Below are 22544 nucleotides of genomic sequence, written 5' to 3'. Positions count from 1 at the left end.
TTGTGGTTAAATACGGCGTCTTTGCCCCGGTCAACCGGGGCGCTCATCATAACAGGACGGCTCCGCGCGAGACAGCCAGCCGTCACAGGGACGCAAGCCGCCATGCACGTGAAACACCTGCTGCTGATCGCCATTTTCGCCCTTACAGCTGCCTGCTCCTCGAATGAGAGCATCAGCGAAAATCTCGGCGAGACGGAACTGTACCGGCAGGCGCAGGCCGACCTGGACAATGACAGCTATACCAGCGCCATCAACAAGCTCAAGGCACTGGAATCGCGCTACCCCTTCGGCCGCTTTGCCGAACAGGCGCAGCTGGAGCTGATCTACGCCTACTACCGCAACAGCGAACCAGAAGCGACCCGCTCGGCTGCGGAGCGTTTCATTCGCCTTCATCCGCAGCATCCGAGTGTCGACTATGCCTATTACCTGAAAGGGCTGGCCTCGTTTGACCAGGACCGCGGCCTGCTTGCACGCTTCCTGCCGCTGGACATGACCAAGCGGGACCCCGGCGCTGCACGTGACTCCTTCAACGAGTTCGCACAGCTGACCAGCCGCTTCCCCAACAGCCGCTACGCACCGGACGCCAAGGCCCGCATGGTCTACCTGCGCAACCTGCTGGCCGCCAACGAGATCCACGTAGCCGACTACTACCTGCGCCGCCAGGCCTACGTAGCTGCGGCGAACCGTGGTCGCTATGTAGTAGAAAACTTCCAGGGCACACCGGCCGTGGGCGACGGCCTGGCTGTCATGACCGAGGCTTATCAGCGCCTTGGTCTCGACGAGCTGGCCAATACGAGTCTGGACACACTGAAGCTTAATTACCCAGAGCATCCGAGCCTGCAGGACGGGCAGTTCGTTCCCAGGGAGCAGGAAGCCGACAACCGCAGCTGGCTGTCTCGTGCAACGCTCGGCCTGATCGAAACCGAAAACGCAGCCCCGGATAGTTCTCAAGCTAACCGCGACGTCGTACGTCAATATGAAACCGCGGCTCAGGACCTTCCCGATGAACTGCGTCCGGTGCTCCGGGAAGCCGAAAAAGAATCTGACGACGAGCAGCGCCAGGGGCGCTCCTGGTGGAGCTACATGACCTTCGGCCTGTTCGACTAAGCATACCGACACTCACCGGCGGCGACCTTGCCGCCCTGAACAGCGCGATGCAGGGCACCTGCCTACAGGCGGCCCATGGCTTTGCCGGGAAGATAGAAATGGGTCTGTTTCGTCTGTTGTTCTGGATCATCCTTATCGCCGCGGCGTTCTGGCTATGGCGACGCTTCACCGACAAGCCCGGCGCTGCGAGCAAACCGAAGCCGGAACAGACCACACTGAGCATGGTGCGTTGCGCGCAATGCGGTGTGCATGTGCCGCAGGAACAAGCACTGCCAGACCGCGGCCTGTGGTACTGCAGCCAGGCGCACCTGGAACAAGGCAGCAAGTCGGGTGGGCATTGAACGCCTGACTTTCCTGGGTTATCAGGGCCGGCGCATTCTTCGGCTCTATCACCTGTATCGCGTCGCAATCGGCCTGGTGCTGGTGCTGCTTATCAGCAGCGACCTGCACAGCGACCTGATGCGCATGATCAACCCGGCTGCCTTTCATTACGGTGCCTGGCTGTATCTGATTCTCAACATTCTGATCGCCGTCCTGATACAGAACCCCAAGCGCGAGCTACCAGTGCTCGCCCTTGCACTTCTGGACGTCACGCTGCTCGCTGCGCTGTTCTACTTTGCCGGCGGCACGCCCAGTGGAATAGGCAACCTGCTGATCGTCGCGGTTGCCATTGCCAATATCCTGCTGCGGGGCCGCGTCGGCTTTTTCATTGCAGCTGTCGCGGCTACAGGGCTGATTTACCTCACCTTCTATCTCAGCCTCCACGATACCGCGGCAAGCAGCCAGTACGTACAGGCCGCTGCGCTCGGCACGCTGTGCTTTGCTTCGGCCCTACTGGTTCAAGGACTGACGCAACGACTGCAGGTCAGCGAGACACTGGCTCGCCAACGAGCAGAGGAAGTAGCCAACCTTGAAGCGCTGAACGCCCAGATTCTGCAACGCATGCGTACCGGCATCCTCGTGCTTGATCCGCAACAACGCGTACTGCTGGCCAACCAGGGTGCGCTGGAGCTGCTTGGTCAGGAGTCGTTAGCCGGTGAACGCTTGGCGCCACGCTGCCCCGAGCTGATCAGGGGCCTTCAGCAATGGCGCGACAATCCCACCCTGCGACCGCGACATTTCAAGGCGACCCCAGACGGTGCCACGCTGCAGCCCAGCTTTGCCACGCTCCAGCATGGCGTGGCGCAGGATACGCTGGTGTTCCTTGAGGACACCTCGCAAATCGCACAGAAGGCCCAGCAACTGAAGCTGGCTTCGCTCGGCCGACTGACCGCGAGCATTGCCCACGAGATCCGCAACCCCCTGGGGGCCATTAGCCATGCGGCGCAGCTGCTACAGGAGTCCGAAGCGCTGGATCCTGCCGACCAGCGCCTGGCACAGATCATCCAGGATCATTCACGGCGCATGAATCTGGTCATCGAAAACGTTCTGCAGCTGTCCCGTAGACGCCAGGCCGAGCCGCAGTTGCTGGATCTGAAATACTGGGCGCACCGCTTCGCCAGCGAATTGCGCACCACACTTCCAGCGGGCCAGCAGGTGCATGTCGAGACTCAGGGCAGCTCGCTACAGACGCGCATGGACCCCAACCAGCTTATCCAGGTGCTGACCAACCTGGTCCAGAACGGGTTGCGCTATAGCGGTCAGACACACGACCAGGCACAGGTCTGGCTGCGACTGTTTCGCGACGAAGCAAGCGATCTTCCGGTTCTTGAAGTGCTCGACGATGGTCCGGGCGTTGCGGATGAGGACGTGCAGAACATCTTCGAACCCTTTTTCACCACCGAGAGCAAAGGCACCGGACTGGGCTTGTACATCTCTCGCGAGCTATGCGAAAGCAACCAGGCCCGGCTCGACTACCGGACACGGGACGAAGGCGGCAGCTGCTTTCGTATTGTCTTTGCTCATCCGCGAAAACAAGGCTAGAGCGAGCAGAGGCTGCAGCCAGTCACACATCGGTCAGGGCCGCAGTACAAAGGGGGCGTTGTAGCGTTAACATTGTTGCCCTCGCCTTTGGCATCCACCGCTGCAGTTGAAAGATCGAAACCATGACCGTCCGCCAGAAAGCGTTGATCATTGACGATGAACCCGACATCCGGGAACTCCTGGAGATCACCCTCGGCAGGATGAAGCTCGACACCCGTAGCGCCCGCAACCTCAAGGAAGCCCGCGACTGCCTGGCGCGCGAGCACTACGATCTCTGCCTTACCGACATGCGGCTGCCGGACGGGAGCGGCCTGGAACTGGTGCAGTTCATCCAGCAGCGGTACCCGCAGCTACCGGTGGCGATGATCACCGCCTATGGCAGCCTGGACACCGCCATAGGCGCACTCAAGGCTGGCGCCTTCGACTTCCTGACCAAACCGGTCGATCTTTCGCGTCTGCGCGAGCTGGTCAACACCGCGCTTCGACTGCGCGCACCGAACCTCGAGGACTCCACAGTCGATAGCCGATTGCTGGGGGCCTCGCCACCAATGAACATGCTCCGCAAGCAGATCGGCAAACTGGCCCGAAGCCAGGCACCGGTCTATATCAGCGGCGAGTCGGGCAGCGGCAAGGAACTGGTGGCGCGATTGATACATGAGCAAGGACCCCGCCATGAGCATCCATTCGTTCCGGTCAATTGTGGTGCCATACCGTCAGAACTGATGGAAAACGAATTCTTTGGCCATAAAAAGGGTAGCTTCACCGGCGCGATAGAAGACAAGCTCGGACTGTTCCAGGCAGCGAACGGCGGAACGCTATTTCTCGACGAGGTCGCCGACCTCCCCTTGCCGATGCAGGTCAAGCTGCTGCGCGCGATACAGGAAAAGGCAGTTCGGTCCGTCGGGGGCGCCAAGGAAGTGGTGGTAGACGTGCGGATTCTCTGCGCCACCCACAAGGATCTCGCCAGCGAGGTGGCGGCAGGGCGCTTTCGCCAGGACCTCTATTACCGCCTGAACGTTATCGAACTGCGCGTTCCCCCCTTGCGCGAGCGTCGCGAAGACATCGCCCAGCTGGCCGACGCCATGCTCGTCCGCCTTGCGCAGGAATGCGGCGATACTCCTGCGCATCTGCACCCTGATGCCTTGGCCAAGCTGCAAAGCTATCGGTTCCCGGGCAACGTCCGCGAACTGGAAAACATGCTGGAGCGCGCCTATACCCTCTGCGAAGGCGAGCAGATCAAGGCGAGCGACCTGCGCCTGTCGGACGCACCGAGCAGTTCTGACACGGGGGAAGCCAGCCTGGCACAGATCGATAACCTCGAAGACCATCTCGAGGAGGTCGAGCGAAAACTGATCATGCAGGCGCTGGAAGAAACCCGCTGGAACCGTACCGCGGCGGCCCAGCGACTGGGCCTTTCGTTCCGCTCCATGCGCTATCGCCTGAAAAAGCTCGGTCTTGATTAGGCCGCAGCAAGCCGGCGCTGAGATCATGCCAGCCTGCCAACACCCGTTCCCGCCCGGTCTGTGACTGCGCTTATCCCTGCGACAGCAGGTTGCGCAGGTCCAAGATCGCCGCGTTGGCACGAGAGATGTAATTGGCCATCACCAGCGAATGGTTGGCAAGCACACCGTATCCGCTGCCGTTGAGCACCATCGGACTCCACAACGGCTCCTGGGCCGCTTCGAGTTCACGGATGATCTGCCGGACGCTGACCGTCGCATTCTTCTTTGCCAGCACGTCGGCAAAATCGACTTCGATAGCACGAAGCAGGTGGGACAATGCCCATGCCTGGCCCCGTGCTTCGTAAAAGACGTTATCAATCTGCATCCAGGACGTTTCGACCCGCTGCTCCTCCACCTCGGGCACCACGCCCTGGCGCTCGAGTTCCGGGGCCAGGGTGGAATCCAGCCGGACGCGACCGACACTGGCCGATAGACGCTGGGAAAGCGATCCCAGGCGGGTGCCCGCATCGCCCAGCCAGTTATTCAGGTTATCGGCACGTGAGTAGAACTGGGCCTTTGGCACCGGATCGCTCAAGCGCGCCAGATAGCGATCCAGATAACGAATGCCGTTGCGGTATTCGGACTCGGTAGCAGGCAGGGCCCAGCTGCGGTTGTCGAAGTTGAACAGCGGTTCGCCCTTGGATAGGTCGGCATCCTCGGTCGACTGCGACTGCGAACGAGCGAAATCCTTGCGAAGGGCACGGGAAAGATCACGGACCTGCACCAGCACGCCATATTCCCAGCTCGGCATGTTGTCGAGCCAGAGTCCGGGAGGCGCAATGTCATTGGTCAGATAGCCGCCCGGCTTGTCCAGCAAGGTGCTGGCGACCTGCTTGAGGGTCTCGACAGTGGTATAACCGTTGACGATCTGCCGCTGCGACGCCTCTGCAGCCTGCCGAACGTGCTGCTGAACCGGAAAACGATCCGGCTCGAGACTCCAGTACCAGCCGAGAACCATCGCCACAAGCAGGTACAGTCCGATCGCTACGGCCAGAGCAAGCAGTAACGGATTGCGGCGCGATCCAGCTGCAGTCGCGTTATCTCCCGCTGAGCCGAGGCGGCCGAAGCGGTTTCTCCAATCCAACATGGGCATCTTGTCCTTCTCTCGATTTCAGAGGTTCGATAGCCGGACGCCAGAGACGTTGCGGCAGGTGGCTCACTATAACGCAGCTGCTCCTGGCTGATCGCACAATGAGAACCAGCGCGCCCATGCAGGCTCCTTTGCTTGGCTGGATCAGTGGTAGCATGCAGCCACCATCGCGCCTTGGCGGAACGAGCGTAGCGGGCCAGGAATCGGGAATGTCGGAACAGGAAAATCTCAAAAAGCACTTCGCGCAACGAGTCATCCATCAGGCGCGGGAAGTCCTTGAAGTCTGGCAGCAGCTTCAGCGCAGCGAGTGGAGCGACGCCTATCGCGCCGCTCTCAGCGACGCGAACCAGCGCCTACGGCGTTTTGCCGAGCGCTTCGGCCAGACCGAGCATCAGCAGCTTGCGCTGAGTATCGATGAATGCCTGAACGACATCCGCGATAACCGCGGGCGGCTCTCGAGCGACTCCATAGCCACGCTTAGCCAGCTGATCTACCGACTGGCCCGCACCGGTCTGCGCCATGGCGATCCGCGTGGCCAGTCAGCCTATGTCCCGCCACTGAGCAAGCCCGTCTATATTGCGCTGGACAATCACGAGCGAGCCCGCCATGTAGTGCGCCAACTGGAATTCTTCAGCATGACAGCCCAGGCGTTCGTCGATGATCGCCAGTTTCTTGCGGCAATGCATGAGCGGCACCCAGCCGCCATCGTCATGGATGTGGATTTCAACGGTGCAGGAGAAGGCCTGAGGCTTGCCGAGCGAATCCAGCAAAAGCTTGAGGAAAAACTGCCCCTGATCTTCTTTAGCCATCAGGAAACCGATACGCCGATGCGGCTGGCTGCGGTCCGGGCCGGCGGACTGGATTTCTTTACCGGCAGCATCGATGCGTCCAGCCTGCTTGAGCGCATCGAGATTTTTACCCGGACGGCCCATTACGAACCGTTCCGGGTGCTCATCATCGATGACTCCCGGGCCCAGGCAACCCATACCGAGCGGGTACTGAACAACGCGGGCATCATCACCCGCACACTCAACGAGCCCATACAGGCGATTACCCACTTGGCCGAGTTCCAGCCGGACCTTATCATTCTGGATATGTACATGCCCGACTGCATGGGCACCGAACTGGCAAAGGTCATCCGCCAACATGAGCGCTATGTCAGCGTGCCGATCATCTACCTGTCCGCCGAGGATGATCTGGACAAACAGCTAGATGCGATGAGCGAGGGCGGCGACGATTTTCTCACCAAACCCATCAAACCAAGCCACCTTATCGCCACCGTCCGCACCCGCGCAGAGCGCGCTCGCAACCTCAAAGCCCGGATTGTTCGCGACAGCCTCACCGGACTCTACAACCACACCCACAGCCTGCAGCTGCTCGAAGACGCCAGCTCGCGGGCGCGCCGCGATAACCGGCCGCTGTGTTTCGCGATGATCGACATCGACCATTTCAAGAAGGTCAACGATACCTACGGCCATCCCATGGGCGACCGCGTGATCAAGAGTCTGGCGTTGTTTCTCAAGCAGCGCCTGCGCAAGACCGATCACATCGGCCGCTATGGCGGGGAGGAGTTTGCGGTGGTACTGCCCGATACCTGCGCGAGCGATGCGGTCAAGGTACTGGACGACATACGCCAACGCTTTGCCGAGATCCGCTTTCCGGCGCAGCCAGCCGACCTGAGCTGCACCTTCAGCTGCGGCATCAGCGAACTGACTGCAACGACGGATACGAAGATGCTCACCCAGCAGGCGGACGAAGCCCTCTACAACGCCAAGAAAGGCGGCCGAAACAGGGTCGAAAGATTCACCGCTGTCACCTGAGTGAAATCATTTCGCCATAAAGTCCTAGCCTCCCGCCTCGTTGGAAGCCAGGATGCGCCTGAAATCGCTTACCACACTCAATACCCTGCTTCTTGTGGCCATCTGCCTGGCACTTGGGGCCACGCTATGGTGGTCGGAGCAGGCGCTGGAGCGCCCCTACCAGCTGATGGGCCGCTATCTGAGCCTTTCCCAGCGTTTTCAGCACCAGGTGGCCAGCAATGTCCACCAGTACCTGAGTAGTGGCGACGCCCTGCGTCACAAGTCCGCTTTGACCGAACTGGAAGGCTTGGCAACGGATGTCGGTGCCCTGCCCGGTCCCTTCGCCAGTCGCCTGCAGCCGAGCCTGGAACAGCTTCACCAGTTCACTGCCACCGAGCTGCTGGCAGCAGGAAAACTGGCGGGTGATCCACAGGGCTTGCTGCTCCAGGCTGAGCGTGAAATGGCGGGAACCCTGGAACAGCTTCATCGCTATGCCGCTCAGGACCAACACACCGCTGCCGCGCAGTATCAGGCGCCGCTGTTCGAGGCAAGCAGGCAGCTGATCCGCCTCAGCCACGCGCGCGCCAAGCTGACCACCAGCGGCCAGGACGAGTTGGTGGCCGATGTTGAGCAGGCCTTGCAAGCCGTCAGAAAAGAAGCAGACAAACTGGAAGCGCTGCCCCTGCTCGGTGTCGCGAGCGAGCAACAGTCCGGCGCAAGCGCCTTTGCTGCCCTGCTGGATCTCGACGAACAAGCCCAGGCGCAACCCGCCGAGGATCAGGGCATTGCGCTGAAGCGCGAGCTAACCAGCCTGCTCTCGCGTTATCCAGGCGAGCTGCAACGCACGCGCGAACTGATCGAGCAACGTGTCAGGCTCAGGGATAGTGCCGAGAAGAAGGTCAGCATGCTGCAAACGGCACTGGATGATCTGGAACCGGAAATCCGTGCAGAGCGTGATCGTATCCAGGGGGAAGTGCGGCTTATTCAGGGCGCCATCATCGCCCTGATTCTTCTGGTTGCACTTGCCATCGATCGACTGCAGCGCAGGCTGACCTGGTCGCTGGGACAACTGGCACCTGCGCTTCGCGCATGGGCCGGCGGCGACTTTCAAAGGCCCGTCGAACTTCGCTCCAAGACGGTGGAGATGGTAGAAATCGGTGCGTCACTCAACCAGTTGCGCAGCTATCTGCTCACATTGGTCGGCACGCTGCGTCAGCATGCCCAGGAAGTCACCGGCAACAGCCGTAGCCTGGCTGAGATGAGCAATGACCTGCACCAGGGCGCCAGCCGCCAGAGCAGCGACACGGCGCAGATTCGAGACGCACTGGAAGAGCTGGAGGCGACCATCCATGACGTGGCGACAGGTGCGGATCAGACGGCGCAGGCCGGGCGCGACGCAGGCCAGGCGGTCTGCGAAGGCCAGGCGGTCATCAGCCGGAGCCTGACCGGCCTGCGCGGCCTGGTCAGTGAAGTGCAGGGCAACGCCCTGGCCATCGAACGGCTGGCCGACGAAACCAGCACCATCGGCACGGTGTTGACGGTAATTCGCTCGATTGCCGAGCAAACCAACCTGCTCGCGCTGAACGCTGCGATCGAAGCAGCCAGAGCGGGCGCACAGGGCCGTGGGTTCGCCGTGGTCGCCGACGAGGTACGTACGCTGGCGCAACGCACCAGCGGTGCGACCGAGGAGATCCAGCTGCTGATCAGGAGCCTGCAGACCGCCGCGCATCAATCGGTACAGGCGATGCGGATCCAGGTCGATCATGCCGAAGAGACCGCACAGCTGGCCGAAACCGCCGACTCGGCGCTGAACCGGATCGTCGCCACCATCGGATCGATCGAGCAGATGGCGGCGCAGATCGCACTGGCCACTGCGCAGCAGAGCGATGCGGTCAGCGAGATCCGCAGCCACAGCGAACGAATTCACCAGCTCGGCGACAGCAACCTGGCGCACATCAGCCGAGGCCGTGAGCAGAGCAAACAGATGTTGCGCCTGGCCGTCGAGCTGGACCAGGCCACGCAGGCTTTCAGAGGCTGACATGGCAACCGGCGCGACACGTGCGCCGGCCCATGGATCAGCGTGGCACGGCGGGACGCTGGGAAGGTTTGCGACCCTTTCCGGCAGGCTTGCCCGTGCTGCCCGCCGCCTTGCGCCGCGCTTCGGCAGCCGCTTTCGCCTGCTCGCGCTTGTCCCAGGCATTGCCATCATGGCTACGTGGAGGCAAGCCGTTGTGCTGGGTGAGGATCTTGCCTCCCTGCCCCGCTTTCTTGCTACCCACCGGGGTCGAGTTCTTGCGCCGTGCGCTCTGATAGCCCTCGGTGGCAGGCTGATGGGCCGGGATCAGCTGATGCTTGCCACTGCCGATCAGGTCTGCACGGCCCATACGTTGCAGGGCCTCGCGTAGCATCGGCCAGCCCTTGGGATCGTGGTAACGCAGGAATGCCTTGTGCAAGCGGCGCTGTTCCTCGCTCTTGACGATGGTGACGCCTTCGCTCTTGTAGGTGACCTTGCGCAGCGGGTTCTTGCCGCTGTGGTACATCGCCGTGGCGCTGGCCATTGGTGATGGGTAGAACGCCTGGACCTGGTCGGCGCGGAAGCCGTTGGCCTTGAGCCACAGCGCGAGGTTCATCATGTCCTCGTCAGTGGTGCCGGGATGTGCGGCAATAAAGTAGGGAATCAGGTACTGCTCCTTGCCTGCCTCCTTCGAATACTTGTCGAACATCCGCTTGAACTTGTCGTAGCTGCCGATCCCCGGCTTCATCATCTTGTCCAGCGGGCCGCGCTCGGTGTGCTCCGGGGCAATTTTCAGATAGCCGCCCACGTGGTGAGTGACCAGCTCCTTGACGTACTCCGGGGACTCGACCGCCAGGTCGTAACGCAGCCCGGATGCGATCAGGATCTTCTTCACGCCAGGCAACGCACGCGCCTTGCGATACAGCTCGATCAACGAACTGTGGTCAGTGTTGAGGTTCTCGCAGATACCCGGATACACGCACGAGGGCTTGCGGCAGTGCTTCTCGATCTCAGGACTCTTGCAGGCAATGCGGTACATGTTTGCCGTCGGCCCGCCAAGATCAGACACCACGCCGGTAAATCCGGGCAGCTTCTTCATCTCCTCGATCTCATGGAGAATCGATTCGTGCGAGCGGTTCTGGATGATCCGGCCCTCATGCTCGGTGATCGAGCAGAAGGTGCAGCCACCAAAGCAACCACGCATGATGTTCACCGAGAAACGGATCATGTCGTAAGCGGGGATCTTCGCGCCGCCGTAGGACGGATGCGGCACGCGCGCATACGGCGAAGCAAAGACGTAATCCATCTCCTCGGTGGTCAGCGGAATCGGCGGAGGATTCAGCCAGATGTCGTGGTCGCCATGGCGTTGCACCAGCGCTCGGGCGTTGCCCGGGTTGGTTTCCAGGTGCAGCACGCGGTTGGCATGGGCATAGAGCGCCGGATCGTTGCGCACTTTCTCGAAGGACGGGAGCCTGATGACGGTCCGGTCGCGCTCGATCTTCGGGCTCGGCAGCAGCTGGACGACCTTGGCCTCGTTCGGGTCATCGGCGGGGCCCGTGCCCTTCTCCTGCTCGATGGCACAGGCTTGCAGATCCTGGGTGTTGACGTAGGGGTTGATGATCTTGTCGACCTTGCCCGGCCGATCGATACGGGTCGAATCGACCTCGAACCAACCTTCCGGCGCGTCCCGCCGAATGAATGCAGTACCGCGCACATCGGTGATCTGCTCGATCGCTTCTCCACGCGACAGACGCTGCGCCACCTCTACGATCGCCCGCTCGGCATTGCCGTACAGCAGAATGTCCGCCGTGGCGTCCATCAGAATCGAGCGACGCACCTTGTCCTGCCAGTAGTCGTAATGTGCGATGCGGCGCAGGGACGCTTCGATGCCACCCAGAACGACCGGCGTATCCTTGAATGCCTCCTTGCAGCGCTGGCTATAGACAAGGCTGGCACGGTCCGGGCGCTTGCCGGCCAAACCACCCGCGGTGTAGGCATCATCCGAGCGCACCTTGCGGTCGGCGGTATAGCGATTGATCATCGAGTCCATGTTGCCCGCCGCGATACCGAAGAACAGATTCGGCTGGCCAAGCTTCATGAAGTCGTCTTTGCTCTGCCAGTCGGGCTGGCTGATGATGCCGACGCGGAAACCCTGGGCTTCCAGCAGGCGCCCGATGATCGCCATGCCGAACGACGGATGGTCAACGTAGGCGTCTCCGGTCACGATGATGACATCGCAGGAATCCCAGCCAAGCTGATCCATCTCCTCCCTGCTCATAGGCAGGAACGGCGCCGGGCCGAAACACTCGGCCCAGTACTTGGGATAGTCGAATAGGGGCTTGGCTGCGTGCATGGCGAGGAACCGGGGCAACAGAAACGGGCGCGGAATATAGCACAAAAAATGATCAGGAAGGCCGACCATGATGGTCGGCTTTTATCAATCTTGCACAGGCGAACCGGCGCTCACCCGTTGATATAACGCCGCGGCACGCGTTGGGTCACCTTGGTCAGCAACTCGTAGCCGATGGTCCCGCACGCGTGGGCCAATTCGTCGATAGCGATCGACTTACCCCAAAGCTCCACGGCATCGCCGAGGGCCGCCTGCGGCAGATCGGTGATATCCACGGCAAGCATGTCCATCGAGACCCGGCCAGCGAGAGGCATTCGCTGCCCACGTACCGCAACTGAGGTGCCAGGCGGCGCCGTACGTGGATAGCCATCGGCATAACCACAGCTGACCGTGGCGATACGCGAAGGCCGCTGAGCAACCCAACTTGCGCCATAACCCACACTCTCGCCGACCGGAACCTCACGAATCGCGATAATCGAAGCGGTCAGTGTCATGACTGGTTTAAGGCCCAGCGTTTCAGCGCTCAGCTCGGCGAAAGGCGAAGCACCGTAGAGCATGATCCCGGGACGCAGCCAGTCCATGTGCGCAGCAGGCATCGTCAGCACAGCGGCGGAATTGGCGAATGAGCGATTACCGAATGCGAGATCCGTCAGACCGGAAAACTGCTCCAGCTGCGTCTCGTTAAGAGGATGCCCACGCTCATCGGCACAGGCGAAATGGCTCATCAGGTTGAGTTCTGCAACCTGCGTTGCACCTTGCAAACGAGCATGGGCGCGGCGCAAAGCATCGACGCTGAAGCCTAGCCGATGCATGCCGGAGTCGAGCTTCAGCCAGAGATTCAGAGGCCTCTCGATTGTTGCAGCCAGGAGCGCGTCCAGCTGAGCTTCGCCTTGAACTGCAACGTCTAACCCAAGCGCCGCCGCTACGGCATATTCATCCGGCTCGAAACAGCCTTCGAGCAGCAGCAGCCTCGTGTTCGTATCGACGGACCGGACCTGCTCCGCCTCTTCCAACGATGCCACGGCAAAGCCGTCAGCCAATCCGCGAAGGCATTCAACTGCCATGGGCGCACCGTGCCCGTAGGCGTTGGCTTTGACAACCGCAAAGGCTTTACGCCCCGGCGCGCACTGCTTGGCCAGCTGATAATTGTGGCGAAGGGCAGCGAGATCGACGGTGGCGACGAGGGGGCGCATAGGACCATTCCTTCAGGCGACAGAAGCGGCACATTCTCAAGCCCCGCACGTTGTCCGGCAAGGGCCAACCCGACTTGCCACGGCCTTCCAAGCTCTTTTTAGCTTCCAGCTTCCAGCTCAGACTGCCTTACTCATCATCGAACTGGTAGCTACCCGGCGCCAGGTTCTCGAAGCGCGAATATTTGCCGAGAAACGCCAGGCGTGTCGTACCGATCGGGCCGTTCCGCTGCTTGCCGATGATGATCTCGGCGACGCCCTTGTACTCGGTTTCCGGGTGGTACACCTCATCCCGGTAAACGAACATGATGATGTCAGCGTCCTGCTCGATAGCGCCCGATTCGCGAAGGTCGGAGTTGACCGGACGCTTGTTGGGCCGCTGCTCCAGGGAGCGGTTGAGCTGGGACAGGGCGATTACCGGGCAATTGAATTCCTTCGCCAGGCCCTTCAGCGAGCGGGAGATCTCGGAGATCTCGTTGGTCCGGTTGTCGCCACTGGAGCCGGGGATCTGCATCAGCTGCAGGTAGTCGACCATGATCATGCCGATCTCCCCGTGCTCACGGGCCAGACGGCGTGTCCGGGCGCGCATCTCGGAAGGAGAGATGCCAGCGGTGTCGTCGATAAACAGCTTGCGGTCGTTGAGCAGGTTCACCGCAGAGGTCAGGCGCGGCCAGTCGTCATCACTGAGCTTGCCGGTCCTGACCTTGGTCTGGTCGATACGACCAAGGGAGGCAAGCATACGAATGACGATGGAATCGGCCGGCATTTCCAGCGAGAACACCAGAATCGCCTTGTCGGAGCGCAGTACGGCGTTTTCGACGAGGTTCATCGCAAAGGTGGTCTTACCCATGGATGGACGACCGGCAACGATGATCAGGTCGGCCGCCTGCAAGCCACTGGTGGCTTCATCCAAATCGGTAAAACCGGTGGATAGGCCGGTGATCGCCTCACCGGCGTTGAACAGCGAATCGATCCGGTCGATCGCCTTGACCAGGATGTCGTTGATGCCTATTGGCCCGCCTGTCTTGGGGCGTGCTTCGGCGATCTGAAAGATCAGGCGCTCGGCTTCGTCGAGGATTTCTTCCCCCGTACGCCCTTGCGGCGCATAGGCGCTACCGGCGATGTCGTTGCTGATGCCGATCAGCTGGCGCAGCGTTGCTCGTTCACGAATGATCTGCGCATAGGCCTTGATGTTCGCCACCGACGGCGTGTTCTTCGCCAGCTCGCCGAGATAGGCCAGGCCGCCGACCTGGGACAGATGCCCTTCCTTGTCTAGCTGCTCGGACAGGGTCACCACGTCGAATGGCGAGTTGCGCTCGGCCAGGGTAAAGATGGCTCGGAAGATCAACCGATGATCATGGCGATAGAAATCGCCATCCGAGACCTGATCAAGCACCCGCTCCCAGGCGTTATTGTCCAGCATCAGGCCGCCCAGTACGGCCTGCTCGGCCTCGATGGAATGTGGCGGCACCTTGAGCGCTGCGGTTTCCAGGTCGTACTGCTGGGGCACACTGATGTCGTTCATGGCACTCGAGATTCTTTAGCGTTCAGAAAAACAAAGGGCACGTTCCACTCGCGTGGAAACGTGCCCGATGGTACTCGTCAGGCACCAGAGGTGCCAGACGATGGCCTGTATCAGCCAGCGATCACGATCAGCTTCACGGTCGCTTCAACATCGGTGTGCAGGTGCACAGCGACGTCGTACTCACCAACCTGACGGATGGTGCCGTTTGGCAGACGGATCTCGCTTTTCGCGACTTCCACGCCAGAGGCGGTCAGCGCATCGGCGATGTCATGAGTACCGATGGAACCGAACAGCTTGCCCTCATCGCCCGCAGTAGCGGTGATGGTGACTTCCAGTTCAGCCAGCTGAGCTGCGCGAGTTTCGGCAGACGCCTTACGATCGGCAGCAGCCTTTTCCAGGTCAGCACGGCGAGCTTCGAACTCGGCGATGTTTGCAGCAGTCGCTGCAGTGGCCTTGCGCTGCGGCAGCAGATAGTTGCGCCCGTAGCCAGACTTGACGTTTACCTTGTCGCCCAGGTTGCCCAGGTTTGCGACTTTTTCCAGCAGGATGACTTCCATTTGAGTCTTACCTCTTAACTTTTAACCTTCACCGTCCGCAGGTCCTGCATCGTCATCACGAGATGCGCGACCGCGGAAATCAAACAAGCTGTCGACAACGGCCATTACGGCCAATAACGGATAAAGCAACTGCATGAACAGCACCAGCGTGACATAGAGCCCCACCAGCCAGAACCGTGACATCCGACCCTGCGCCACCAGCCCGTGTATGAGTGCGACCCCGGCAAACACCAGCGGAACACTGCACAAAGGAGCCAGCAACGCCATCTGTACCCCGAGGCTCGGACTCAGCAACACGCCCATCAGCAGCAGCATTGCCAGCACTGGGGGAAAGCGCAGCGCCCGAAACTCGAGGCCAAAGCCACCTGGGTTGTACAACGACGCTTGCCAGTACCGCCCGAGCATCAGACTGAGCAAGGTGGCTATCTGCAGCAGCGCTGCCAGCAAACCGGTCAAAACCGGTGTCAGCAGCGCCCCCAGTCGCGCCTGCTCCTCCACTGACAGTTGCTGGTAGGCATCCGACAGCATGTCGGGGAGCACTTTCTGCAACTCAGTGGCGAGCGCCGCAATCGGCTCGCCGAAAACCATTCCAAGCACCCAGGCATACAACAACCCGAGCCCCACACTGCACAGCATCACACGGACCCAGGAACGCTGGTTGCGCAGCAGCAGCGCCAACCCGAACGAACCCAGCAGTACCAGCAGCGTGCGCGGATCACCGAAATACCACCAGACGAGTGCGGGCAATACAGCCCATACCAACACGCCCAGAGCATCATTCAGACCACGACGCAACAACACCAGACTGCCTGCAGCAGCGCACAACCAGAACAGCATCGGCAGCGCAGCAGAGCCAGCCACAACAACAATCGCCTGCATACGGCCGCGCATGATGAAGTCAGCCAGGGCGCGCATGCGATTTATCCTTTACTTCTGTCGAACAGTTCGATCAACGGCCGTGGCTGTCGGTGTAGGGCAGCAGGGCCAGGAAGCGGGCGCGCTTGATAGCGGTGGCCAGCTGGCGCTGATAGCGTGCTTTGGTTCCGGTAATACGGCTAGGAACGATCTTGCCGGTTTCGGAAATGTAGGCTTTCAGTGTGTTGAGATCCTTGTAATCGATCTCTTTCACGTCTTCAGCGGTGAAACGGCAGAACTTACGACGACGGAAAAAACGTGCCATGAAATAGGCTCCTCAATAGGTCCGTGGATTACTCGTCAGCGTTGTTGTCGCGGCTGTCACTGTCATTGTCGTTTTCATTGACATTGTCAGATTCAGGGCGATCACGACGCTCGCGGCGCTCGCTACGGTTTTCCTCAGCCTTGAGCATCTCGGACTGTTCAGTCACGGCTTCGTCGCGACGGATGACCAGGTTACGGATGACGGCGTCGTTGTAGCGGAAGTTGTCTTCCAGCTCAGCCAGTGCCTTGCCGCTGCACTCGACGTTCAGCATCACGTAGTGAGCCTTGTGCACGTTGTTGATGGCGTAAGCCAGCTGACGACGGCCCCAGTCTTCCAGACGATGGATCTTGCCACCGTCTTCTTCGATCAGCTTGGTGTAACGCTCCACCATGCCGCCGACCTGCTCGCTCTGGTCGGGGTGGACCAGAAAGATGATTTCGTAATGACGCATTGTTGCTCCTTACGGGTTGCAGCCTGCCGCACAACGCGGATCAGGCAAGGAGTGGATCAGTGATGTTGACTTGCCAGCCAGAGAGGCGCGCAAACGCCTGCCATCCGGGCAAGGGGCGCAATTCTAGAGAAGCCCGGACGACCGCGCAAGGCGATTTGGTGAATATTTGACCAGCCTAGCCGCGCCCGGCAATGGTTCGCTCGGCCTGAATGCTTTCAAGCAGAGACCTGACCTGATGGATGTCGTAAGGCTTGAGCATGGAGCGCAGGTCTGGCAATCCGACTTCGCGAGCGTCAACTGCATAACCTGAGGCAATGACGACGCTCAGGTCGGCGTCGCACGCCTTGGCCTGACGCACCAGCTCGATGCCGCTCATGCCGGCGAGACCGACATCGGTGAGCAACACGTCGAAGGACTGTCTGGCCAGTTGATCCAATGCTGCCTCGGCCGATTCGCAAAGGCTGACCTCATGCCCCAGCTCTTCCATGACTTCTCCGGTTAGCATGCGCAGGGTCGGGTCATCCTCGACAAACAGGATGTTCAGGCCGGAAGATTCCGTCACGCCAGTCTGCTCAGGCGAAGGCCAGGCGGATTCCAGCTGGGCGGGGCCTGCGGCTACCCGTCCGGCTTGCTCACCCAACGCGACGCGACTCGGCAGATATACACGAACCGATGTGCCACGCCCCTGTTCGCTTTCCAGCTCGACGAACCCCCCGCTCTGCTTGACGAAACCGTAGACCATGCTCAGACCGAGGCCTGACGCATTGCTGTCCTTTCGGGTAGTGAAAAATGGCTCGAACGCACGCTGAAGCGTATCCGGGGCCATGCCCTCACCCTCGTCAATCACAGCGAGCTCTACGTAAGGCCCGGCTTCGGCACCCGGATGGCCGGCGGTCCGAGCCACATCCAGAACGCAGTTGCGCAACCGCAGAGACAGCAGACCGCCACTGGCCATTGCATCACGCGCATTGACAGCCAGATTGAGAATGGCCGCCTGAAGATTGCCGACATCGGCAAACACGGGCCACAGACCGGAAGCGACATCGACATCAACCTGAACCGCACGCCCCAGGGCACCATTGAGCAGCTCGCTCATCTGCCCAAGCAGATCGCCGACATCAACCGATTGGGGCTGCAGCGGTTGCCGGCTGGCAAAGGCCAGCAACTGGGATGCCAGGCGAGCCCCTTTTTCCACTCCGCCCACCGCGGACTCCAGCCGCCTCTGAGCGGTCTCGTCCGCGCTCAGGTTGCGGCGCAGCAACTGCAGATTGCCACCGATGACCTGCAGCATGTTGTTGAAGTCGTGCGCGATACCCCCCGTCAGTTTGCCGACCGCCTCAAGCTTCTGCGCCTGCAGCAATGCCGCCTGAGCGGCACGGCGCTCGGATTCGCTGTCGAGCAATTCGCGGGTGCGCTCGCGCACCAACTCCTCGAGGCGTTCGCGATGCTCGCGCAGCTCCTGCTGACTGCGATGCTGCTCGGTAACGTCACTGCCGAGCACAAAAATCCCGGAAGGCTGGCCCTCGCGTTCGATGATCGGCTGGAAGACGAAATCGACGAAGACCTCCTCCGGCTCGGCTTCCGGTCGGCGCTGCAACAGCGCCCGCATGTCCCTGCCAATGTAGGGCTCACCGGAACGGTAAACCTCGTCGAGCAACGCGACAAATGCCTGGCCTTCAAGCTCGGGCAGCCCCTCACGCACCGACTTGCCCACGAGATGACGGTGCCCTGTAAGCTGCTGGTAGGCTTCGTTGACGAGCTCGAACACGTGCTCCGGCCCGCGGAGAAAACAGACGAACCCAGGCGCTTGCGCAAACAACTGGCGCAACTGATTTCCTTCGTCCTGAATCGATCGGGCGCGAGAGATGATCGCGGCCTCGATCTGCTGTACTGGCTGAGCAGAAGGTTCAGCAGAACGCAACGAATCCTTCAGCGACTGAAGCTCAGTGATATCAACGGTGTGCTGGAGGATTGCCAGAACTTCTCCCCGCTCATCCAGCAACGGAGTATGAGTGGCGCTCCAATAACGATCTTCATAGGCGGCGTCACGCTCGGAGCTGACAGCAATCGAATAGCGAATCACAGGCAGGGTATCGGGAGCCTTGGTGCGCAGCACTCTGCCAAACGACGCCAGCAACTCATCAACATGGGTCGACTCAGGAAACTGCGGATCGGCAGCAAACGCGTCCTGAATGCGACGCCCGGCAATCTCACTGATATTCCGCGCGGTGAGTTTCAGGTAAGCCGCATTGGCATCCAGGATCACCAGATCAGGGTCCAACAACAGGTAGGCGTTTGGTGAAACCTGGAAAAGAGCCTCGAAAGACGGGCGTTGCGGCATACCACCTCCATGATGCGAGCCTGGCGCTGGCTATATCAAGGCTGGCGCCGGACAGCCGCCCGACGCTCAACCGAACCAAAGATTTAAGTGAAGGCTTGAGTGCCAGATTCAGATCGGATTATTGACCGCGACAAGTACGATCCGTTTCCGAAGCAAAAACACCTTTGCGGATGGAGATCAACGAGGCGCCCTAACCTGCCCGCATGGCCGAGCGGCGCTGGCGCAGCGCCTCGAACAGACAGACGCCAGTGGCAACGGAAACATTGAGACTGCTCACGCTGCCGCCCATGGGCAAGCGCACCAGAAAATCGCAATGCTCGCGGGTCAGGCGACGCATCCCCTTGCCCTCAGCCCCCATCACCATGACGATCGGCCCGCTAAGATCCTGATCATAGATCTCCTGCTCGGCTTCTCCGGCCGTACCGACGATCCAGAGACCGCGCTGTTGCAGCTTTTCGAGCGTCCGAGCCAGGTTGGTGACCGCTACCAGCGGAATGACTTCAGCAGCACCACATGCCACCTTGCGCACCGTGGCGTTCAACGTGGCGGACTTATCCTTCGGAACGATTACCGCCAGAGCGCCCGCGGCATCGGCGGTACGCAGGCAGGCCCCCAGATTATGCGGGTCCGTTACGCCATCGAGCACCAGCAACAGCGGCGCGCCCTCGGTACGATCAAGCAGCTCCTCGAGCATGGCATCACCCCAGACCTGGCTGGGGCTGACTTCAGCGATCACGCCCTGGTGGACACCCTCGACCCACGCATCCATCTCGCGACGCTCGCACTGACCGATGCGAACCTTTGCTTGCGCCGCGAGGGTCAGGATCGCCTGGATCCGCGGGTCGTCGCGCCCTTCTGCCAGCCAGATCTGCTTGACCCGCTTTGGATGATGGCGAAGCAGAGCCTCGACGGCATGCACACCGTAGACCTTTTCCAGATCACTCATGACTTGGCCTTACGCTTACGCGGCGCAGCTCCCTCGGGCCTTGATGCCGCCTTGTCGACCGACTTCGATTTGGAGCCACTGCGCCTGGGCTTGCTCTTGGCAGCACCGCCTCCCTTCGCATCGCTCAGGAGCGCCTTTTTGATCTCGCGGCTTTTGAGTACGTCAGGACTGGCCGAGTCCTTGCCATTGCTCGCCGATACAGCAGCGCCCTTTTTGCCCTTGCCGTCTTTCCGGGGAGCTCGACTATCCGAAGAGGCGCGCTCACCTATGCCGGTCTTGCTGCCGCCGCCAATCAGTTCGAAGTCGATCTTGCGCTCATCAAGGTCGACCCGCATCACGCGCACTTCAACACTGTCGCCAAGGCGGAAGCTGCGACCACTTCGCTCGCCAGAGAGGCGGTGGTGCAACGGATCGAAGTGGTAGTAATCGCCTGGCATCGCCGTTACGTGCACCAGGCCCTCGACATAGATGTCCGTCAGCTCGACGAACAGCCCGAACCCGGTGACCGCCGTGATCACGCCCGGGAAGTTCTCGCCGACCCGGTCCTTCATGAACTCGCATTTGAGCCAGTTCACCACGTCGCGGGTCGCCTCGTCAGCGCGCCGCTCGGTCATCGAGCACTGCTCGCCAAGCTGCTCCAGCGCCGCTTCATCGTAGGGATAGATGCGGGCCTTGGGCATGCTGGTCGCACCCGCACGACGCACATGCGAGGTGTCACGTCTGGAGCGGATAACGCTGCGGATCGCACGGTGAATCAGCAGGTCGGGGTACCGGCGAATCGGTGAGGTGAAGTGCGCATAGGCCTCGTAATTGAGACCGAAATGTCCGTTGTTATCAGGGCTGTACACCGCCTGGCTCAGCGAACGCAGCATTACCGTCTGGATTACGTGGAAGTCGGGACGCCCCTGGATATGCTCCAGCAGGGCCTGATAATCCTTGGGCGTAGGACCTTCCTTGCCCTTGTGCAGCGTCAGCCCCAGCTCCCCGAGGAACGCCCGAAGCTTTTCCTGGCGCTCCAGTGGCGGGCCGTCATGTACTCGGTACAAACCGGGGATGTCGTGATCCTGCAGGAAGCGTGCAGTGGCCACGTTGGCGCACAGCATGCATTCCTCGATCAACTTGTGCGCATCGTTGCGCTCGGTCGGCTTGATTTCGGCAATCTTGCGCCCTGCGCCAAAGACGATGCGGGTCTCCTGCGTCTCGAAGTCGATGGCGCCACGGGTATGCCGCGCCTTGAGCAGGATCTTGTATAGCGCGTACAGCTGCTTGAGATGCGGCAGCACCTCGGAATACTCACCCGTCAGGCGCTTGCCTTCAGCTGATCCTGGCTCCTGCAGCATGCTGCTGACCTTGTTATAGGTCAGCCGGGCATGGGAATGTATGACAGCTTCATAGAACTGGTAGTCCGTCATCTTCCCTGACTTGCTCAGGGTGATTTCGCAGACCATCGCCAACCGATCGACATGAGGGTTCAAAGAGCAGAGCCCGTTGGACAGCTCCTCAGGGAGCATCGGCACCACCCGTTCAGGAAAGTACACCGAAGTGCCGCGCACCTCGGCTTCCTGATCCAGCGCGGACCCGACCTTCACATAATGCGAGACGTCTGCGATAGCGACATACAGACGATAGCCGCCGGAAAACAGCTTCCAGCCACTGAGCTTCTCGCAGAATACGGCGTCGTCGAAGTCACGCGCGTCCTCACCGTCGATCGTGACGAACGGAAGATGGCGGAGGTCGACACGCTTTTGCTTGTCCTTCTCCTCCACTTCAGGCTTGAGCTTGGCCGCCTCGCGCTTCACGGCTTCAGGCCAGACGTGGGGAATGTCGAAGCTGCGCAGCGCGACGTCGATCTCCATCCCCGGCGCCATGTAGTTGCCGATCACTTCGACGATATCGCCCTGCGGCTGGAAGCGTTGAGTAGGCCAATGAGTGATCTTGATTTCCACGAACTGCCCCGGCTTGGCACCCATGGATCGCCCAGGAGTCACCAGCACTTCCTGCTGGATCTTGGGGTTGTCGGCCATGACGAAACCGATATCGCTTTCTTCCTGATAGCGGCCAACGATGGTTTCGTGAGCACGGCTGATGATCTCGACGATGGCACCTTCGCGCCGACCACGCCGATCGAGCCCGGCGACTCGGGCCAGGCAGCGATCGCCATCGAATACCAGGCGCATCTGCGCCGGACTGAGAAACAGATCGTCACTTCGATCATCGGGGATCAGAAAGCCGAAGCCATCGCGATGACCGCTTACACGGCCGCAAACCAGGTCCAGCTTGTCTACCGGGGCATAGGTGCCACGCCGGGTATAGATCAACTGACCATCACGCTCCATCGCACGCAAACGGCGGCGCAGAGCCTCGATGTCCTCTTCGGAGGACAATCCGAATTCCTCGACCAGTTGCTCGCGCGCGGCCGGCGAGCCGCGCTCGCTCAGGTGCTGCAGGATCAGCTCGCGGCTGGGAATAGGGTTTTCGTACTTTTCCGCTTCACGTGCGGCCTCGGGGTCGAGGGATTGCCAATCGGCCATTAAGAGATGTCACCTTTCATTCATTTATAGGGGCAGAA

Annotated in this window: 17 protein-coding genes; 6 read left to right on the top strand and 11 right to left on the bottom strand. The window is 60.8% G+C overall.

Annotation, left to right across the window (positions count from 1 at the left end; genetic code table 11):
- The first annotated feature begins 102 nt into the window (after positions 1-102).
- From AC4LFW_RS00510 to AC4LFW_RS00495, 4 genes are all read left to right on the top strand, one after another.
- Entirely contained in the window at positions 103-1107 is a 1005-nt protein-coding gene (locus AC4LFW_RS00510; RefSeq protein ID WP_491816882.1) for an outer membrane protein assembly factor BamD, read from the top strand.
- Between the two features lie 98 nt (positions 1108-1205).
- Positions 1206-1448: a PP0621 family protein gene (locus tag AC4LFW_RS00505; RefSeq protein ID WP_491816881.1), complete on the top strand. Its 243-nt coding sequence runs from the start codon at positions 1206-1208 to the stop codon at positions 1446-1448.
- Positions 1438-3030 (top strand): sensor histidine kinase, encoded by a 1593-nt coding sequence (locus tag AC4LFW_RS00500; protein ID WP_491816880.1) that lies wholly within the window; start codon positions 1438-1440, stop codon positions 3028-3030. The genes AC4LFW_RS00505 and AC4LFW_RS00500 overlap by 11 nt, the downstream gene beginning before the upstream one ends.
- Positions 3031-3152: 122 nt before the next feature.
- Positions 3153-4493: a sigma-54-dependent transcriptional regulator gene (locus tag AC4LFW_RS00495; protein WP_491816879.1), complete on the top strand. Its 1341-nt coding sequence runs from the start codon at positions 3153-3155 to the stop codon at positions 4491-4493.
- Positions 4494-4563: 70 nt separating this feature from the next.
- Here the strand turns inward: AC4LFW_RS00495 and AC4LFW_RS00490 are convergent, their stop codons facing one another.
- Positions 4564-5619: a DUF2333 family protein gene (locus AC4LFW_RS00490; protein WP_491816878.1), complete on the bottom strand. Its 1056-nt coding sequence runs from the start codon at positions 5617-5619 to the stop codon at positions 4564-4566.
- Positions 5620-5831: 212 nt separating this feature from the next.
- On the opposite strand from AC4LFW_RS00490, the gene AC4LFW_RS00485 reads away from it, so the two are divergent.
- Positions 5832-7442 (top strand): diguanylate cyclase, encoded by a 1611-nt coding sequence (locus AC4LFW_RS00485; protein ID WP_491816877.1) that lies wholly within the window; start codon positions 5832-5834, stop codon positions 7440-7442.
- A 52-nt stretch (positions 7443-7494) separates the two neighbouring features.
- Positions 7495-9459 (top strand): methyl-accepting chemotaxis protein, encoded by a 1965-nt coding sequence (locus tag AC4LFW_RS00480; protein WP_491816876.1) that lies wholly within the window; start codon positions 7495-7497, stop codon positions 9457-9459.
- Positions 9460-9496: 37 nt separating this feature from the next.
- On the opposite strand, the gene AC4LFW_RS00475 is transcribed toward AC4LFW_RS00480, so the two are convergent.
- The 10 genes from AC4LFW_RS00475 to rnr form a co-directional block, all read right to left on the bottom strand.
- Positions 9497-11788, bottom strand: coding sequence for a YgiQ family radical SAM protein (locus tag AC4LFW_RS00475; protein WP_491816875.1), 2292 nt, complete (start codon positions 11786-11788; stop codon positions 9497-9499).
- 110 nt (positions 11789-11898) lie between these two features.
- On the bottom strand, positions 11899-12978 hold the full coding sequence (alr, locus tag AC4LFW_RS00470) for an alanine racemase (RefSeq protein WP_491816874.1): 1080 nt from the start codon (positions 12976-12978) through the stop codon (positions 11899-11901).
- Between the two features lie 127 nt (positions 12979-13105).
- A complete protein-coding gene (gene dnaB, locus AC4LFW_RS00465; RefSeq protein WP_491816873.1) occupies positions 13106-14500 on the bottom strand; it encodes a replicative DNA helicase in 1395 nt (464 codons plus the stop codon).
- A gap of 110 nt (positions 14501-14610) precedes the next feature.
- Entirely contained in the window at positions 14611-15057 is a 447-nt protein-coding gene (rplI, locus tag AC4LFW_RS00460; RefSeq protein WP_491816872.1) for a 50S ribosomal protein L9, read from the bottom strand.
- A 21-nt stretch (positions 15058-15078) separates the two neighbouring features.
- Complete coding sequence (locus tag AC4LFW_RS00455) at positions 15079-15972, bottom strand: hypothetical protein (RefSeq protein ID WP_491816871.1); 894 nt, start codon at positions 15970-15972, stop codon at positions 15079-15081.
- A gap of 34 nt (positions 15973-16006) precedes the next feature.
- Positions 16007-16237 (bottom strand): 30S ribosomal protein S18, encoded by a 231-nt coding sequence (gene rpsR / locus AC4LFW_RS00450; protein ID WP_181083052.1) that lies wholly within the window; start codon positions 16235-16237, stop codon positions 16007-16009.
- Positions 16238-16265: 28 nt separating this feature from the next.
- Positions 16266-16688 carry a 30S ribosomal protein S6 gene (gene rpsF, locus AC4LFW_RS00445; RefSeq protein WP_021206772.1) on the bottom strand — a complete coding sequence of 141 codons (423 nt, stop codon included), beginning with the start codon at positions 16686-16688 and terminating at the stop codon, positions 16266-16268.
- Between the two features lie 175 nt (positions 16689-16863).
- Entirely contained in the window at positions 16864-19029 is a 2166-nt protein-coding gene (locus AC4LFW_RS00440) for a PAS domain-containing protein (RefSeq protein WP_491816870.1), read from the bottom strand.
- A 190-nt stretch (positions 19030-19219) separates the two neighbouring features.
- A complete protein-coding gene (rlmB, locus tag AC4LFW_RS00435) occupies positions 19220-19975 on the bottom strand; it encodes a 23S rRNA (guanosine(2251)-2'-O)-methyltransferase RlmB (RefSeq protein ID WP_491816869.1) in 756 nt (251 codons plus the stop codon).
- On the bottom strand, positions 19972-22506 hold the full coding sequence (gene rnr / locus AC4LFW_RS00430) for a ribonuclease R (protein WP_491816868.1): 2535 nt from the start codon (positions 22504-22506) through the stop codon (positions 19972-19974). The genes rlmB and rnr overlap by 4 nt, the downstream gene beginning before the upstream one ends.
- Positions 22507-22544: the final 38 nt, after the last annotated feature.

The organism is Stutzerimonas sp. C6.4V, from assembly GCF_058536345.1.
Note: the sequence above shows the minus strand (reverse complement) of the source record. Positions and strands in the feature narration are given on the sequence as shown.

Bases quoted from the DNA above. Each gene is read 5' to 3' on its own strand.
- rpsF (WP_021206772.1), bottom strand. From the start codon at position 16,688: ATGCGTCATTACGAAATCATCTTTCTGGTCCACCCCGACCAGAGCGAG.
- AC4LFW_RS00505 (WP_491816881.1), top strand. From the start codon at position 1,206: ATGGGTCTGTTTCGTCTGTTGTTCTGGATCATCCTTATCGCCGCGGCG.
- rnr (WP_491816868.1), bottom strand. From the start codon at position 22,506: ATGGCCGATTGGCAATCCCTCGACCCCGAGGCCGCACGTGAAGCGGAA.
- AC4LFW_RS00480 (WP_491816876.1), top strand. From the start codon at position 7,495: ATGCGCCTGAAATCGCTTACCACACTCAATACCCTGCTTCTTGTGGCC.
- AC4LFW_RS00455 (WP_491816871.1), bottom strand. From the start codon at position 15,972: ATGCGCGCCCTGGCTGACTTCATCATGCGCGGCCGTATGCAGGCGATT.
- AC4LFW_RS00490 (WP_491816878.1), bottom strand. From the start codon at position 5,619: ATGTTGGATTGGAGAAACCGCTTCGGCCGCCTCGGCTCAGCGGGAGAT.
- AC4LFW_RS00495 (WP_491816879.1), top strand. From the start codon at position 3,153: ATGACCGTCCGCCAGAAAGCGTTGATCATTGACGATGAACCCGACATC.
- alr (WP_491816874.1), bottom strand. From the start codon at position 12,978: ATGCGCCCCCTCGTCGCCACCGTCGATCTCGCTGCCCTTCGCCACAAT.
- rplI (WP_491816872.1), bottom strand. From the start codon at position 15,057: ATGGAAGTCATCCTGCTGGAAAAAGTCGCAAACCTGGGCAACCTGGGC.
- dnaB (WP_491816873.1), bottom strand. From the start codon at position 14,500: ATGAACGACATCAGTGTGCCCCAGCAGTACGACCTGGAAACCGCAGCG.
- rlmB (WP_491816869.1), bottom strand. From the start codon at position 19,975: ATGAGTGATCTGGAAAAGGTCTACGGTGTGCATGCCGTCGAGGCTCTG.
- AC4LFW_RS00475 (WP_491816875.1), bottom strand. From the start codon at position 11,788: ATGCACGCAGCCAAGCCCCTATTCGACTATCCCAAGTACTGGGCCGAG.
- AC4LFW_RS00485 (WP_491816877.1), top strand. From the start codon at position 5,832: ATGTCGGAACAGGAAAATCTCAAAAAGCACTTCGCGCAACGAGTCATC.
- AC4LFW_RS00440 (WP_491816870.1), bottom strand. From the start codon at position 19,029: ATGCCGCAACGCCCGTCTTTCGAGGCTCTTTTCCAGGTTTCACCAAAC.
- AC4LFW_RS00510 (WP_491816882.1), top strand. From the start codon at position 103: ATGCACGTGAAACACCTGCTGCTGATCGCCATTTTCGCCCTTACAGCT.
- rpsR (WP_181083052.1), bottom strand. From the start codon at position 16,237: ATGGCACGTTTTTTCCGTCGTCGTAAGTTCTGCCGTTTCACCGCTGAA.